We start from the raw sequence: 15099 nt of genomic DNA, 5'->3' as shown, positions 1-15099 counted from the left end.
ATCCCTGCGCGCCGCACAGGGTAGGCGACGTGGCTTGGTGGAGGGGACGCTGGCGGCCGCGCCGTCATGCGATAGGCCGGCCCGCGGGGACGCATCTCATCAAGGGCCAGGGTGCCGTGGCGATCAAGCACAATCAGCTCCACCTCGCCGGCCCGGGCGCTGGTCATGGCGGCAACCCGATAATTGCGCACCAGCAACTGCAGGCCTTGCTGCTGCAGATGCTGCAGCCGCCCGGTCCTTGGCAGTGTCCCCGCTTCTATTGGGAGAGCCCTTTTTGTCGAACATCGATGCCTCCCTGCTGCTGCAGGCGGCCGCCGCAGCGGCCGGTGGCCAGCAGTATCCCGCAGCCACGCTCTATGTGGTGGCCACGCCGATCGGCAATCTGGCGGACCTGACCTTCCGCGCCGCCCATGTACTGAGCCTGGTCGACGCAGTAGCCTGCGAGGACACGCGGGTCAGCGCTGGCTTGCTGCGCCATCTGGGCCTGCACAAGCCGCTGATCGCGCTGCACCAGCACAACGAGCATCAGGGCAGCGCGGCGCTGATCGCCCGGCTGCAGGCCGGCGAGCGCATCGCCTACATCTCCGACGCCGGCACGCCGGCCATCTCCGACCCCGGCGCGGTGCTGGTCGCGGCTGCGGCCGCTGCAGGCCTGCGCGTCTTTCCGGTGCCCGGTGCCAGCAGCACTGTGGCGGCGCTGAGCGTGGCCGGCGATGCGACCGCGCACGGCTTCGAGTTCGCCGGCTTTTTGCCGACCAAGGCGATGGAGCGCCGCACGGCGCTGCAAGCGCTGACCGGCAGCCCGCGAAGCCAGGTGCTGTTCGAGGCGCCGCACCGCATCAAGGCGCTGATCGATCTGCTGGCCGAGTTGTGCCCCGAGCAGCAGGTCACCGTCTGCCGCGAGCTGACCAAGCAGTTCGAGACCGTGCACACCGACGCCGCCGCCGCGCTGCCGGGCTGGCTGGCGGCCGACGCGCAGCGCGAGCGCGGCGAGTTCGTGCTCGTGCTGCACGCGATCCCGGCCAGGGCCGCGGCTGAGGGCGACATTCCTGCTGAAGCCCAGCGTGCGCTGACCTTGCTGCTGGCCGAACTGCCGCTGAAGCAGGCGGTGGCGCTGGCCTCGGACTTGAGCGGCGCCTCGCGCAACCGGCTCTATGAGGCGGCGCTGGTAATCAAAAAGGCCCGTGAGGACTGAGTGATGCCTGTGCCGCCGGCTCGTCAGATGCCTCAGGCCTTGCGCGGTGCGCTGCTGTCGCTTCGCGTGTTGATGCTGTCGGCGGGGCCTTTCGCCATCCTGGCGGTGGCCTTGTTGGTGCTGGCTTATTGGTGGCTGAATCCCAACCCGCCCAAGCGCGTTACGTTAGCCACCGGCCCGGCGCAGAGCGCTTACGAGGAGTTTGGCAAGCGCTATGCCAAGGCGCTGGCCGCCGATGGCATAGCGGTCCTGCTGCTGCCCAGCGAGGGCTCAGCGGCCAATCTCCAGCTGCTTCGCGAAGGTCGGGCCGATCTGGGCTTCGTGCAGGGCGGCACGGCCGAGCCCGGCGTGGTGCAGCAGGAGGGCCAAGAACTGCTCTCGCTGGGCAGCCTGTTCGTCGAGCCGGTCTGGTTGTTCTATCGCGCAGACACCGCCCGGAAAGTGGCGGCTGGCTTGGGCGGCGCCAAGGCTGCGAAGGCGGCCACCACGAGTGACGCGCGACTCAGCAGCCTGGCGCAGTTGCAGGGCCTGCGCGTGAATGTCGGCACCGAAGGAAGCGGTGTGCCCAGCCTGGTCAACAAGCTGCTGGCGCTCAACAAGGTGGAGCCGTCCACGGTGCGACTCTCGCACCTGGCGCAAACGCCGGCCACCGTGGCCTTTCTCAACGGCGAGCTCGATGCGCTGGTCTTCGCCTCGGCGCCCGAGTCGCTGATGGTGCAGATGCTGCTGCAGACGCCGGGCGTGCGCCTGATGGATTTCGCGCAGAGCGAGGCCTATGCGCGCCGCTTTGCCTTTCTGACGCCCGAGACCCTGCCGCGCGGGGTCGTCGATCTGGCCGCCGATATTCCATCCGACGATGTGCGCCTTGTGGCCTCGACCACCTCGCTGCTGGCCCGCGAGGGCACGCACCCGGCGCTGCTGCAGCTGTTCGCTCAGAACGCCCAGTCCATCCACGGCGGGGCCGGCTGGTTCAACCGGGCGCGCGAATACCCCAACACCCGCCACAGCGAGCTGCCCATTGCCAAGGAGGGCGAACGTGCCATCAATGAGCCGGCGCCGCTGCTGCAGCGCTATCTTCCGTTTTGGATCGCAAATTTGGTGGAGCGCATGTGGCTGGTGATGGGTATCTTGATTGCGGTGCTGCTGCCGCTGTCCCGCGTGGTACCGCCGCTTTATGCCTTCCGTATCCGCTCGCGGGTGTTCCGCTGGTATGGCGAGCTGCGCGAGATTGAGGCGCGAGCGGAGGCCGACCCAACCGCTGCGCCCGCGCTGCTGCAAGAGCTCGACAGCCTGGAGGAGAAGGTCGGCAAGATCGTTGTGCCGCTGTCCTACACCGACGAGCTCTACGCGCTGCGTAACCATATCCACCTGGTGCGCAAGGGTCTGCGCCGCTGAGGTCGGTGGAGCTAGGCCGCTCGCTCCTACAATGCCCACCATGATCTCTCGCGAACCCACTCTTGCCCGCCTGGTGGCGGCCCGCAGCCAGTTGTTGGAGCCCTACGGCCTCAGCGAGCTGGATCTGGCCAAGGCCTTGCGTTTGATCACCGAGCATCGCGTCGATGACGCCGATCTCTATTTCCAGACCACCCGCGCCGAGGGCTGGAGCTTGGAAGAGGGCATCGTCAAAAGCGGCTCGTTCAGCATTGATCAGGGCGTGGGCGTGCGGGCGGTGGCCGGCGAGAAGACGGCTTTTGCCTACTCCGACGATATTTCCGAAGCGGCGCTGATGGACGCGGCCCGCACGGTGCGCACGATTGCTGCGGCCGGGCAGAGCAAGAAGGTCAAGGTCCCGTCCTCACCGGTGGTGTCGGGCAGCCGCTCGCTTTACGGCGATGCCGACCCTATCGCCAGCCTTGACAGCACCGAGAAGGTCGCCTTGCTTGAGCGCGCCGAGAAGATGGCGCGTGCCAAGGATCCGCGCGTGGCCCAGGTGATGGCTGGCCTGGCGGCCGAACATGAGGTGGTGCTGATCGCTCGTGCCGATGGCACGCTTGCGGCCGATGTGCGGCCGCTGGTGCGGCTGTCTATCACCGTGATCGCCGAGCAGAACGGCCGGCGCGAGGTGGGCAGCGGCGGTGGCGGCGGGCGCTTCGGCCTGGCCTATTTCAGCGACACAATGATCGCCAGCTATGTGGATCAGGCCGTCACGGCGGCGCTGACCAATCTGGAGTCGCGCCCAGCCCCGGCCGGCGAGATGACCGTGGTGCTGGGCTCGGGCTGGCCCGGTGTGCTCTTGCACGAGGCCGTCGGTCATGGGCTGGAAGGCGACTTCAATCGCAAGGGCTCCAGCGTCTTTGCCGGCCGCATTGGCCAGCGCGTCGCCGCCAAGGGCGTCACGGTGCTGGACGACGGCACCATTCCGGACCGCCGCGGTTCGCTGAATGTCGACGACGAGGGCTGCGCCTCGCAGCGCAATGTGTTGATCGAGGACGGCATCCTGAAGGGCTATATCCAGGACGCGATGAATGCGCGCCTGATGAAGGTCGGGCCGACCGGCAACGGCCGGCGCGAGAGCTATGCCCATGTGCCGATGCCGCGCATGACCAATACCTATATGCTGGGTGGCGACAAGGACCCGCAGGAGATCATCGCCAGCATCAAGAAGGGCTTGTACGCGACCAACTTCGGTGGTGGCCAGGTGGATATCACATCCGGCAAGTTTGTCTTCTCGGCCAGCGAAGCCTTTTGGGTCGAGAACGGCAAGATTCAGTACCCGGTTAAGGGCGCGACCATCATCGGTAATGGCCCCGATGCACTGACGCGTGTGACGATGATTGGCAACGATATGCAGCTGGACACCGGCGTTGGCGTCTGCGGCAAAGAAGGCCAGAGCGTGCCGGTGGGCGTGGGTCAGCCGACGCTGCGCATCGATGGGCTGACGGTGGGCGGGACGGCCTGACCAGGGCTTGCTGACGTTTTGACGCGACGGCGGCGCCTAAGCCGCCGTGCTACATTCAGTGCCATGCATTCGCCGAAGTTTTACTTTGCTTTCTTTTGGTTCTCGCACCGCACCGGCGGCGGAGAGGCGAACGCGTAAGCAAGTCAAACGCAACGAATCTCTAAAAACCGCCGGGCTCAGCCCAGGCGGTTTTTTTTCGTCCCACGGATCAGCAACGGAAAGAGCCAAGCCCAATGAACGCCAAGACGACCTCCCAGCATCAGGCCGAGCGCTGGTACTCGCCCCAGGACAAGACCAGCGAGACCGATGACCAGCGCATTCGCGATGTCACGCCGCTGCCGCCACCTGAGCATCTGATCCGCTTCTTCCCGATCTCTGGCACGCCGATGGAGCAGCTGATCAGCGGCACCCGCGCCAATATCCGCAAGATCATGCAGCGCAAGGATGACCGCCTGCTGGTCATCATCGGCCCCTGCTCGATCCATGACCCGGCCGCGGCGGTCGAGTACGCGCGCCGGCTGATGAAGCAGCGCGAGAAGTATGCCGACACGCTTGAGATCGTGATGCGGGTCTACTTCGAGAAGCCGCGCACGACGGTGGGCTGGAAGGGCCTGATCAACGATCCCTATCTGGACGAGAGCTACCGCATCGACGAAGGTCTGCGCATCGCTCGCCAACTGCTACTGGAGATCAACCGCCTGGGCATGCCGGCCGGCAGCGAGTTCCTCGATGTGATCTCGCCGCAGTACATTGGTGATCTGATCTCATGGGGTGCGATCGGCGCGCGCACCACTGAGAGCCAGGTGCACCGCGAATTGGCCTCGGGCCTGTCCGCGCCCATCGGCTTTAAGAACGGCACCGACGGGAATATCAAAATCGCCACCGATGCGATCCAGGCGGCGGCCCGGCCGCATCATTTCCTGTCGGTGCACAAGAATGGCCAGGTGGCCATCGTCGAAACCAAGGGCAACAAGGACTGCCATGTGATCCTGCGCGGCGGCAAGACGCCCAACTACGACGCCGAGCATGTTGCCGCCGCCGCCAAGGATTTGCTGGCCGCCAAGCTGGACGACACCTTGATGATCGACTGCTCGCACGCCAACAGCAGCAAGCAGCACAAGCGCCAGCTCGATGTGGCGCGCGATATTGCGGCGCAAATGGGCGCGGGCAGCCAGCAGATCTTCGGTGTAATGGTCGAGAGCCATCTGCACGACGGCGCCCAAAAGTTCAGCCCGGGCAAGGATGATCCGTCCAAGCTGGAGTACGGCAAGAGCATCACCGATGCCTGTCTGGGCTGGGACGACTCGCTGGAAGTCCTGGAGGTCTTGAGCGCTGCGGTCAAGGCGAGTCGCAAATAGTTCTTGCGGCTGAGCGAAAATCGGCGCAGCCACAAGGAGCAAGCGATGCGCAGCGAAGTCAAGATCGTGTTCGGCCCGGACAAGGAAATCAATCTGGTGGTCGACGCCAGTGAAGTCCTGTCCTTCGAGGCTGCCCGTCTCTGGTTGGATGAGCAGTTCGTCAAGAACGGCTGCGAGCCAATGCGAGGCGCCGGCAAAGTTCTGATCGCCGACAAAATCCTCGGAGTGGCCGCCGCCGTCGGGCCTGAGGCCTTCGATGATGCCGCGTTCGCGCTGGACTATGCTCGCGCGGCCAGCGGCGCGCTGAGCAAGGCGCTGCTGCGCGTTGACATCCCGAAGCTGAGCCTGTCTTACTAAGTTCCTCTTGAAAGAGCGCCGCGGCGTCCCCAGATGAGGGGCGCTGTCGGCGCTCTTGCCGTTTTCTCTTACCGATATCGACAAGCCATGATGGAAAAGCAAACCCATTCCTTCCAGGCCGAGGTCAAGCAGATCCTGCACCTCGTCACCCATTCGCTGTACTCCAACAAGGAAATCTTCCTGCGCGAGCTGGTGTCCAACGCTTCGGATGCCTGCGACAAGCTGCGCTTCGAAGCCCTGGACAAGGCCGAGCTGTTCGAGGACACGCCAAATCTGGAGGTGCGCGTCAGTTTCGACGAGGCCGCCAAGACCGTCACGATCAGCGATAACGGCATCGGCATGAGTGCCGAGGAGGCGATTGCCCATCTGGGCACGATCGCGAAGAGCGGTACGCGCGAGTTTATGGCCAAGCTCGAGGGCGACCAGAAGAAGGACGCTAATCTGATCGGCCAGTTCGGCGTGGGCTTCTATTCCGGCTTCATCGTGGCTGACCGCATCACGGTCGAGACTCGCCGCGCCGGGCTGAAGCCGCAAGAGGGCGTGCGGTGGAGCTCGGAAGGCACTGGTGACTACGAGGTCGAGACCATCAGCAAGCCCGGTCGCGGCACCGATGTGATCTTGCATCTGCGCGAGGGCGAGGAAGAGTTCCTGAAGACCTGGCGCCTTAAGTCCATCATCAGCAAGTACAGCGACCATATCTCCCTGCCCATCCTGATGCGCAAGGAAGAGTGGGACGCCGAGAAGAGCGAGCAGGTCCTGACCGAAGCCTGGGAGCCGGTCAACAAGGCCTCGGCGCTGTGGGCCCGTAGCAAGAGCGAGGTCACACAAGAGCAGTACGAAGAGTTCTACAAGCAGATCAGTTACGACCAAGAGGCGCCGCTGGCCTACACGCACAACCGCGTCGAGGGCCGCAGCGAATACACCCAACTGCTCTACATCCCGAAGAAGGCGCCCTTCGATCTGTGGAATCGCGACAAGCGCGGCGGCGTCAAGCTCTATGTCAAGCGCGTCTTCATCATGGACGATGCCGAGGCGCTGATGCCGGTCTATCTGCGCTTCGTCAAGGGCGTGATCGACTCGGCCGATCTGCCGCTGAACGTTTCGCGCGAGCTGCTGCAGGAAAGCCGAGACGTGAAGGCGATCCGCGAAGGCTCGACCAAGCGCGTGCTCTCGATGCTGGAGGCGCTGGCCGACAGCGAGGACGCGGCCGAGAAGGTCAAGTACGCGGACTTCTGGAAGGACTTCGGTTCGGTGCTGAAGGAGGGCATTGGCGAGGACCATCAGAACCAGGAGCGCCTGGCCAAGCTCTTGCGCTTTGCGTCCACGCATGCCGATGAGGGCGTGTCCTTGGTGGATTACCTGAGCCGTGCCAAGGACGGCCAGGACGCGATCTACTACATCACCGCCGACTCACTTCAGGCCGCCAAGAACAGCCCGCAGCTGGAGATCTTCCGCAAAAAGGGCATCGAAGTGTTGCTGCTGGTCGACCGCGTCGACGAGTGGATGCTCTCTCATCTGTACGAGTTCGAGGGCAAGCCGTTGCAGTCGGTGGCCAAGGGCGCGATCGACCTGGGCAAGCTGCAGGACGAGGACGAGAAGAAGAAAGCTGAAGAAGCCGCCGAAGCCAACAAGCCGCTGCTGGACCGCCTGAAGGCCTCGCTGAAGGACCGTGCCAAGGATGTGCGCATCAGCACCCGGCTGGTCGACTCGCCAGCCTGCATCGTCGTCGAGGAAGGCGATATGAGCGGCCATTTGGCGCGTCTGCTGAAGCAGGCCGGCCAGGCGGCGCCGAGCTCGCTGCCGACCCTGGAGATCAACGCAGATCACGCGCTGGTCAAGAAGCTCGACAGCAGCGTGCATTTCGACGATCTGGCCAACGTCATCTTCGATCAGGCGGTGCTGGCCGAGGGCGGCCATCTGGAAGATCCGGCCGCCTATGTGAAGCGCGTCAACGCGATGCTGCTCGGCTGAACGCCACCGGGCCGATACGATGAGGGCCACCGCCCCGTCTCTTTGTCTGGCCCTGCTGCTGCTGGGACTGGACCCGAGCTCGGCTGCGGATGCTTCGGCGCCGCAGGTCATCGTCGGCAAGGTGCTGGAGAACAGCCGTGGCTGTGAGCGCGACGGCGCGTGCCTGCTGACCGTGAGGGTCGACGCGAGCCTTTGGCAGGTGCTCTACCACCCCGGTGAGGGCGAGCGTCGCTGCGCCAGCAGCGAGGTTACCGCGCAGGGATTGCGCATCCAGGTCGGCGACCTGGTGCGCGCCACCGGTCGCCCGACGCTGCGCGCCGGCCAGAATTTGCTCGATGTCTGTGCATCAAGCTCCGATACGCTGACCGTGCTTGTCAAGCCCGGCTGAATCGCCGCCGCAGGGCCACCAGGCCCAGCAGCAGCATTGCGGCGGGTGGCAGTTCGGGCACCTGGGTCACAACGGCCGAGTAGTTGAGCGATATATCGTCGGCCAATGCCAGAAACTGGCCGCCAGCGAGCGGGTCGCCGTCCCACCACTCGGCGCTGAGCACGAAGCTACCGAAGTTGACGAAGCCGACCGGCGCGTTCGCATCCCAGGTCAGCGCGTAGAGCCCGGTGGCGCCGGCATAGGCCGTCGTGGCCGAAGCGCCAGGGGCGATGATTGGCAGATCGAACAACGAGTCGGCCACCGCATGCTGGACGGCATCGGCACTGAGGCCGGTCAGTACCAACCAGTTGGTAGCCTCCTGGTTGTCGATCTGGTAGCCCCAGCCTATGCGGGCACCGGCCGTGCCGGCGATATTGCCATCGAGCGGCGTGGTGGCCGCGCTCCATTGCTGGGCCCATGCGGCGGGAGCTCCCAGCAGTAGGGTCGCGAAGGCGAGGGCGCCGAGCCCGGAGCGGGCGGCTGACAGTCGACGGGCGACGTGGTGTGTCGTCATGCAGATCTCCTACTTGGGAATGACCGATTGCGAGATGGAGAAGTTCAAAACCCGCCCAAACTTGTCCGTCATCACACCGTCCTCGACGACGCTGAAGCGCGTCACTGAGGCCGGCACATTGAAGTGCAGCCGCACGATGCTGGACTGCCCCATCGTCAAGTCGGGCACGGTGATCGGCAGCGCCGGCGACAGTGCGCCGTTGTAGCTGACCGTGCCGCTGCCGGACAGCGTGCGGGGGCGTACGGCCTTGATCTGGATAGCCTGGGCCAGGCCCAGGCCGCTATTGCTCAGCTGCACATCGATGAAGTAGATGCCTGTGGCGGCAAAGCCTTGGGCAACGACGGTGCCCGCCAGGCGCGGCGGGCCGCCCTGGTCACAGGCCGAGTTGATGAAGAACTTGGCGTCTTTGGCCGCCGACTGGCCGGCAATGTCATAGGCGCGAACTACCAGATGGATGAAGCCGCTGCCCGGCACCAGCAGCTTGAAGGGCAGGCGATTCAGAGGAATCGCAGTCCATTGGAGCCCGCCGTCCAAGCTGTACTCGACGCTCTTCAGCGCCACGCTGCCGGTCTCTATCTTTGGGTCTATCGTGGCTTCGACACAGGTCGTCGGCAACTGATCGAGCCCGCTGACATTCAGGTTCAGGCTCGGCGCGGCGCCGGCGATGTGGACGGTGGTGGTGGCCGTGGCTGCGTTGCCGTCGCGGTCGGTGGCCGTCATCGTCAGGATGTGCGAACCCTTCGCGAGCTTGTCCGTGGTCAGCAGTGCACCATTGCCGAGCGGGCCACCGATATTGGACTGCCAGCTCACTGCGCCGCCGTCCAGCATACCGTCATCTACGTCATAAGCCAGGCCTTCCAGGGTCACAGGCACGCCAGGCGGGAAGGCTTGATTAGCCAGCGGCGAGACGATGGACAGTGCGCTCGGTCCCTTGCGCGGCACGCTGAAGGGTTCGGACAGCGCGGAGCCAGAGTTGATGCCATCGGATACCGACACCATCAGCCGACCCGTGCCCTGCGCGCCCGGCAGCAGGTCGAAGTCCACGGTCAGAGAGGCGCTGTCGCTGACCGCGGCTATCTGCGACCAGACCGTTCCGTTGTTGGGTGAGTAATAGACCTTGGCGGTGTGGCCGGTGCTGTCGGCATCGCTGACGGTCCACTCGATGCGCTGCGGCCCACTAAGCACACCTCCCCCGGGCTGCACGATGGTGACCACAGGCTTGTCGCCGCCGAGATCGAGGCTGCCTATCGGCAGATTGGCGGCATCGAACACGACGATGCGTGCCGCGCCGGCAGTGATCGGCAGCAGTGCGAAGAAGCTGGCCGGCCCTTCGATGTCGGGTCCCAGACCTTCGCTGTGAGAGCGCGTCGGGGTGAAGCGCCGCAGCGCCAGGGTCGCGCCGGCTGCGCTCTGGACTTCGACCCTGTGGCTGCCGGTGCCGGCGCCGGCGGGACCAGATGCCACGTCCTCGAACAAGGCATCGAACTGCACGCCTGCGGCCATTAAAGTGCCGGAGATGGTCCAGTAGCCGCCGACGGCTTGCAGCGGGCTGCGGATGGCGGTGTTCGTCATGGTGCTGCGGGCTCGGGAGGGCGTGACGCTGGCGCTGGTGACCACGCCGCCGCTCAGTGCGGCGATCGCGGTCTTGTAGCGCTGCGGCGAAATCCAGCGCGGTACGCAGTAGCTGAGGATGTCATAAGTGTTGTCCGGGTCCAGCGGCTTGCGTGTGGCGACATCGAAGCCGACTTCCAGACGCGCCGCGCTTTGGATGCGATTGTTGGCAAACGGCCAGTCTGTGGCGCCGTCGACGGCCTTGTTGTAGCAGCCCGGAGGCGCCGCGCCGGCCACTGGCACATCTGTGTTGGTGTGGCGCAAGCCCAGCGTATGCCCAACCTCGTGCGCGACCACCTCGGTCACAGTCTCGGTGCCAAGTCGGATCGCACTGGTGCGGCTGCCGGCGCCGCGGCCAGGGATCTCGTGGGCCATACCTCCGGTGCCACCGGGCAGGGCGGGCCGGATCATGCCGTAGTAGACGGTGTGGGTGCCGAACAGATCGCCGATGCCGTCGAACAGGCCATAGAGATCATTAACGTCCTTGATCGCGACCGGCCACCAGTTGTCGACCGAGGGGAAGGTTGCGACATCGCGCCTGACAAAGCTGTTGGTGACCTGCACGGTGACCGATGAGGTCGGTGCGAGCTTGCGCAGCACCCCGATATTGCCGGCAAGCGTGTTCGCTGCCGCGCACAGCCAGTTGCCGGCCGCGTCCTTGGCCTCGCAGATCGACACGGCCTTCAGTACCAGCGCATCCGTCTTGCGGCTCTTGAAGGGCAGGTCATGCGACTCGAGCACATTGCCGGCACTGTCCAGCACCTTGGCGTTGAGATCCCAGTCGCCCTCGGGAGGAGAGAAGTAGAAGTCAAGCGATTGGCAGCCATTGCGCTGGCGTCGCTGATCTTCGGCGCCGCATTGTGGTTGCAGTACCAACTGGCGGGTCTGGTTGACTGCGCCGCTGAGCTTGACCGTCACCGGGGTGACATTGTCAACCTTGTTCATATAGACCCGTACGACGGCCGGCTTGCCGGCGATGACGGGGACCGGCGCTTCACGTCCCGCCTGCAGGCTGGCCTTCAAGTCCTTGATCGACTGGTACTGCTGGATCGCCTGCGTGACCTCGACGGCCTCGATACCTATCGTGGTGCAGATCTTCAGGTTGTCGATACCGGTCTGGTCGGTATTGCCGGTGACACGCACCGTTTTTATCTTGTTGCCCTCGACTTCGACTTTGATCGGGTCCCATCGGTTGAAACTGCCGTTCGGATCGCCGGTGCCGGTGTTGTAGTTGGGCAAACCGAGGGCGCTGGTCAGCTCGACACCGGCTTCGTCAAAGGCGGTCACACGGACGTTGACGAAGGAAGAGAAATAGAATTCGGCCTTCGAGGCCGGATTGGCCAACACGATATCGCGTTGCGACGCATTGCCACCGAGCCAGAACGCGATCGTTTGCGGCGACGGCTCGTTGGCGAAGTTGCCGGTGCCTCCCGCATCAAAGTCGATGATGCCCAGCCAGCCCGGCGTGGTGATGCCGGCCACCGGGGGGACGGCTGCCAGATTGCCGACGCCTTCGAAGTCAATCGTTGTGCAGACCCGACCGCTCTCTATGGTCGCGGCCATCGGCGCTGCGCTGCGCTTGACCGGTGCTGCTGCTGGCGAAGCGGTGGCTGCCGAGCGCGGTTGATGCAGGCCAGGGACTGGCTTGGTTTGCGCGAAGGCGGCGCAGCAGGCCAGTGAGCAAAGGCCGAGAAGTCGAGACCAGCGTTGCATATGAACCCTCCCTGAGCAGCTGGCGCTGCTGTTGGCATGAGGGCATGGTGTAGCGGTGGCCGGCCAGCGGTGTCAATTCCCAGAACACGTCGTCCCCCTAGGTTCGCAGGCGTGCGGCGTCAGTCCAGAAACTGGTAATCCTCGTCGGGAATCGACGGTGCCTCGGGCGGCTGCATCGCCGAGAGCTGCTCCCGCAGCTTGGCCACCTGATCGTTCCAGTAGTTCGGGGTACCGAACCATGGGAAGGCCTGCGGGAAGGCCGGGTCGCCCCAGCGCCTGGCCAGCCAAGCACTGTGGTGGATCATCCTCAGGGTGCGCAGCGGCTCGATCAGAGCCAGCTCGCGGCGGTCGAACTCGGCCACCGTCTCATAGCCCTCGAGCACGCAGGCCAGCTGCTGGCGCATGCTCAGGGCATCGCCGGACAGCAGCATCCACAGGTCCTGAACGGCCGGGCCGGTCACTGCATCGTCGAGGTCGACGAAGTGTGGTCCCTTGTCGGGCGTCCACAAGATGTTGCCGGGATGGCAGTCGCCATGCAGGCGCAGCGTCTGCAGACCAGCAATCGCGTCGAAGGCCTGTTGGATCGCGTCTAGGCATTGCTGCACGACAGCGCTCCAGGCCGGCTGGATTTCCACCGGGACGCTGTCATGCGCCAATAGCCAATCGCGCGCGATCAGGCCGGGTTGAGCGCTGTCCCAGCGAAGCCGGTGCGAGAACGGCCGTTGCCGCCCGATTCCATGGATGCGCCCCAGCAGGCGGCCTATCCAGGTCAGCACTTCGGGGTCTTCCAACTCCGGACCGCGTCCGCCCTGGCGTGCGGTGACTGCGAAGCGCTGGCCACGGTAATGGCTCAGTGTGGAGGCGCCCAGCACCCACGGCGCGGCCACCGGCACCTCAGCGTCGACCAGTTCCTGCGCGAAGCCATGTTCCTCCAGGATCTGTTCGTCGCTCCAGCGCCCGGGTCGGTAGAACTTGGCGACCGCCACACGGCCGTCCTCCAAATGCAGTTGCAGCACCCGGTTCTCATAGGAGTTCAGCTGCAGCATGCGGCCGTCGCCATAGAGGCCGACGGCATCGAGTGCATCCAGCATGAACTCGGGGGTCAGGTCGCCAAAGCTGAAATCGTGGTCAGTGCTCATCAAAAACGGCTGCGGCGCCGAGCCGGAGGCAGGCGCCGCAGCGAAGTGGCCGGTGCCGCAGCTTAACGGTGACCGTACCGGGGCGTGTCAACCACCACCCCGACGATGTCATTCGGTGCCTCGTCCGGGTACTGGGAGTCGGCGCTCAGCGGCTCGCCGAAGGGGCGGCTGTTGCGAAAGCCGGGCCGTGTTTCGCTGCGGGTGACGGCGACGCTGTCGTAGCGGCTGTCAGGTGCGAAGAAAGAGTCGTGGAATACGGCCGAGTCCTGCCAGAGGTTCTCGCGGCTGCTGCGGCGCGGTGTCTTGCTGCTGATGCTGGGGCGAGACGGCGCCAAACTTGGTGTCGGTGCGGGCTGGGGACCTCGCGAGGCGCTGCTGCTGAAGGGCACGAGCAACTGCAACTCGGCCGCGCTCGGCAGGTTATCGATCGGGCAGCGCAAATAGCGAACCCGGCAGGCGCCCAGCACCGACTGCTTGATCTGCAGGCTGCGGCTGGAGGCATTGCGCTCCGCATCCAGGTCCACGGCCGCAAGCACGCGGCCATTGGGGCTGCAAATCGCAAAAGTCACATGGGTGGCGCCGAGCAGATCAAACCAGTAGCGCACCTGCTTGGCCTCGGTCGGTTGACAAAAGCGCACCAGGGGCAGCTTGGACAGGATGACGTGGTGAGGCAGGGCTTCTTTGAGCAAGCGATAGACGCGCCGCTCATCGGTACTGAAGACCGGGCGAGCGCTCAGGGCCCATTCGCTGGGTAGCGGCTTGGCGCCTTGGCTGGGCCGGCGCCAGACCCACAGCAGGGCCAGCGCGACGAAGCCGCAGGCAAAGACCAGCGCGATGATCCACGGAACGGTGGTTTGCATGTCCCTCGTGATCTCGATGAGTGGGGATGCGCCTCTAATCAAGCGCTTATTCAGCTGAATGTAACTGAATATTGTGACACGCAACCCCGGGCCTACCCCCGGAAACGGGGTAGGCGCGGGCGATGTCCCGTGATTGAGGGGGTTACTGTTTGGCTGCCTTGCCCGTGTCGTCGAACTGCGACTTGATCTCGGCTACGCCGTCGATGAAGTTGCCAAAGACCCGGGCATGGCGCTTGAACTGAAAGTCCAGCTCCGCCATATGGCGCTCGATGGCTTCGCCGACATGAGAGGCCACGGTGTCCGGTGGCAGGCGCAGCCAGGCTTCCGACTCCGAGCCGTCACGTTCGACCTTGGCGCCGGCGTTGCGGGCGATGCGCAGCATTGGCACATTCTCGCTCAGCGCATGGATGAACAAGGTGTCAATGCCGCGATTGCGCGCATGCAAAGCCGCATGCTCGAACAGCCGGGCACCGAAGCCGCGACCCCGCGCCTTACCCAGCACCGAGACGCCGAACTCGGCCATGGCTGGCTTGCCAGGGAGTTGTGGCGACGGCTCGTAAGCCAGATGCGCCATCGCCACCAGCTCCAGCCGGCGGTTGAAGATGCCCAGCACTTCATCTCGGTCGAAGTTCAGACCCATCGCATACTTTGCAATCTGCTCGTCCGAGGCGGGGTAGCCGAAGCGCAGATAGCGGTCGCGCACGTCCAGCGACAGCAGATGCTCCTTGATGCGGCGCCGATGCCGGCGTGCCAACGAACGGATCGGCACCCAGGACGCCCAGCGCTGCAGGGCCGCCGCAGGTCCCCAGCCTGGGGATGGCTCGGCGGCTGTCGGACTGGGTGTCTCTGGCGCGGTCATGGCATTGATCTGATGAAGGGATTGGTGAAAACCCTGATTTTACATCGACTGCGTCGGCGTCTGTGCGTGATTCGGGCGGTGACTATTTGATTGCGGGGTCAGATCTGATACACTCGCGGGCTTTCCCGACATTGGCTGCGGGTAAGAAGTCCGAGCACAGCGCATGAGAGGTCGCCTTTGATAAGCGGCACCGAAT

Annotated in this window: 12 protein-coding genes; 7 read left to right on the top strand and 5 right to left on the bottom strand. The window is 64.8% G+C overall.

The window, feature by feature from the left end:
- The first annotated feature begins 274 nt into the window (after positions 1-274).
- The 7 genes from rsmI (at position 275) to OOZ63_RS06205 (ending at position 8168) form a co-directional block, all read left to right on the top strand.
- Positions 275-1195, top strand: coding sequence for a 16S rRNA (cytidine(1402)-2'-O)-methyltransferase (gene rsmI, locus OOZ63_RS06235; RefSeq protein WP_266004555.1), 921 nt, complete (start codon positions 275-277; stop codon positions 1193-1195).
- Positions 1196-1222: 27 nt separating this feature from the next.
- Complete coding sequence (locus OOZ63_RS06230) at positions 1223-2590, top strand: TAXI family TRAP transporter solute-binding subunit (RefSeq protein WP_266004721.1); 1368 nt, start codon at positions 1223-1225, stop codon at positions 2588-2590.
- A gap of 40 nt (positions 2591-2630) precedes the next feature.
- Positions 2631-4094, top strand: coding sequence for a metalloprotease TldD (gene tldD / locus OOZ63_RS06225; protein ID WP_266004553.1), 1464 nt, complete (start codon positions 2631-2633; stop codon positions 4092-4094).
- 233 nt (positions 4095-4327) lie between these two features.
- Positions 4328-5452, top strand: coding sequence for a 3-deoxy-7-phosphoheptulonate synthase (locus tag OOZ63_RS06220; RefSeq protein ID WP_266004552.1), 1125 nt, complete (start codon positions 4328-4330; stop codon positions 5450-5452).
- 45 nt (positions 5453-5497) lie between these two features.
- Positions 5498-5809, top strand: a complete 312-nt coding sequence (locus OOZ63_RS06215; protein ID WP_266004551.1) for a hypothetical protein — start codon at positions 5498-5500, stop codon at positions 5807-5809.
- A 90-nt stretch (positions 5810-5899) separates the two neighbouring features.
- Complete coding sequence (gene htpG, locus OOZ63_RS06210; RefSeq protein ID WP_266004720.1) at positions 5900-7780, top strand: molecular chaperone HtpG; 1881 nt, start codon at positions 5900-5902, stop codon at positions 7778-7780.
- A 19-nt stretch (positions 7781-7799) separates the two neighbouring features.
- The gene (locus OOZ63_RS06205; RefSeq protein WP_266004550.1) at positions 7800-8168 is read left to right on the top strand and encodes a hypothetical protein; all 369 of its coding nucleotides are present in this window, start codon (positions 7800-7802) and stop codon (positions 8166-8168) included.
- Here OOZ63_RS06205 and OOZ63_RS06200 read toward each other — a convergent pair.
- From OOZ63_RS06200 to OOZ63_RS06180, 5 genes are all read right to left on the bottom strand, one after another.
- Positions 8155-8721 carry a hypothetical protein gene (locus tag OOZ63_RS06200; protein ID WP_266004549.1) on the bottom strand — a complete coding sequence of 189 codons (567 nt, stop codon included), beginning with the start codon at positions 8719-8721 and terminating at the stop codon, positions 8155-8157. The genes OOZ63_RS06205 and OOZ63_RS06200 overlap by 14 nt on opposite strands.
- A gap of 9 nt (positions 8722-8730) precedes the next feature.
- Complete coding sequence (locus tag OOZ63_RS06195; RefSeq protein ID WP_266004547.1) at positions 8731-12045, bottom strand: hypothetical protein; 3315 nt, start codon at positions 12043-12045, stop codon at positions 8731-8733.
- Between the two features lie 119 nt (positions 12046-12164).
- Positions 12165-13184: a serine/threonine protein kinase gene (locus OOZ63_RS06190; protein ID WP_266004546.1), complete on the bottom strand. Its 1020-nt coding sequence runs from the start codon at positions 13182-13184 to the stop codon at positions 12165-12167.
- 62 nt (positions 13185-13246) lie between these two features.
- A complete protein-coding gene (locus OOZ63_RS06185; protein ID WP_266004545.1) occupies positions 13247-14044 on the bottom strand; it encodes a DUF2726 domain-containing protein in 798 nt (265 codons plus the stop codon).
- A gap of 142 nt (positions 14045-14186) precedes the next feature.
- On the bottom strand, positions 14187-14903 hold the full coding sequence (locus OOZ63_RS06180; RefSeq protein WP_266004544.1) for a GNAT family N-acetyltransferase: 717 nt from the start codon (positions 14901-14903) through the stop codon (positions 14187-14189).
- Between the last annotated feature and the right edge of the window lie 196 nt (positions 14904-15099).

Source organism: Paucibacter sp. PLA-PC-4 (assembly GCF_026241155.1).
GTDB lineage: Bacteria > Pseudomonadota > Gammaproteobacteria > Burkholderiales > Burkholderiaceae_C > Roseateles_E.
Note: the sequence above shows the minus strand (reverse complement) of the source record. Positions and strands in the feature narration are given on the sequence as shown.

Coding starts and splice junctions, on each gene's coding strand:
- OOZ63_RS06215 (WP_266004551.1), top strand. CDS start 5,498: ATGCGCAGCGAAGTCAAGATCGTGTTCGGCCCGGACAAGGAAATCAAT.
- OOZ63_RS06230 (WP_266004721.1), top strand. CDS start 1,223: ATGCCTCAGGCCTTGCGCGGTGCGCTGCTGTCGCTTCGCGTGTTGATG.
- OOZ63_RS06185 (WP_266004545.1), bottom strand. CDS start 14,044: ATGCAAACCACCGTTCCGTGGATCATCGCGCTGGTCTTTGCCTGCGGC.
- OOZ63_RS06195 (WP_266004547.1), bottom strand. CDS start 12,045: ATGCAACGCTGGTCTCGACTTCTCGGCCTTTGCTCACTGGCCTGCTGC.
- htpG (WP_266004720.1), top strand. CDS start 5,900: ATGGAAAAGCAAACCCATTCCTTCCAGGCCGAGGTCAAGCAGATCCTG.
- tldD (WP_266004553.1), top strand. CDS start 2,631: ATGATCTCTCGCGAACCCACTCTTGCCCGCCTGGTGGCGGCCCGCAGC.
- OOZ63_RS06205 (WP_266004550.1), top strand. CDS start 7,800: ATGAGGGCCACCGCCCCGTCTCTTTGTCTGGCCCTGCTGCTGCTGGGA.
- OOZ63_RS06220 (WP_266004552.1), top strand. CDS start 4,328: ATGAACGCCAAGACGACCTCCCAGCATCAGGCCGAGCGCTGGTACTCG.
- OOZ63_RS06200 (WP_266004549.1), bottom strand. CDS start 8,721: ATGACGACACACCACGTCGCCCGTCGACTGTCAGCCGCCCGCTCCGGG.
- OOZ63_RS06190 (WP_266004546.1), bottom strand. CDS start 13,184: ATGAGCACTGACCACGATTTCAGCTTTGGCGACCTGACCCCCGAGTTC.
- OOZ63_RS06180 (WP_266004544.1), bottom strand. CDS start 14,903: ATGACCGCGCCAGAGACACCCAGTCCGACAGCCGCCGAGCCATCCCCA.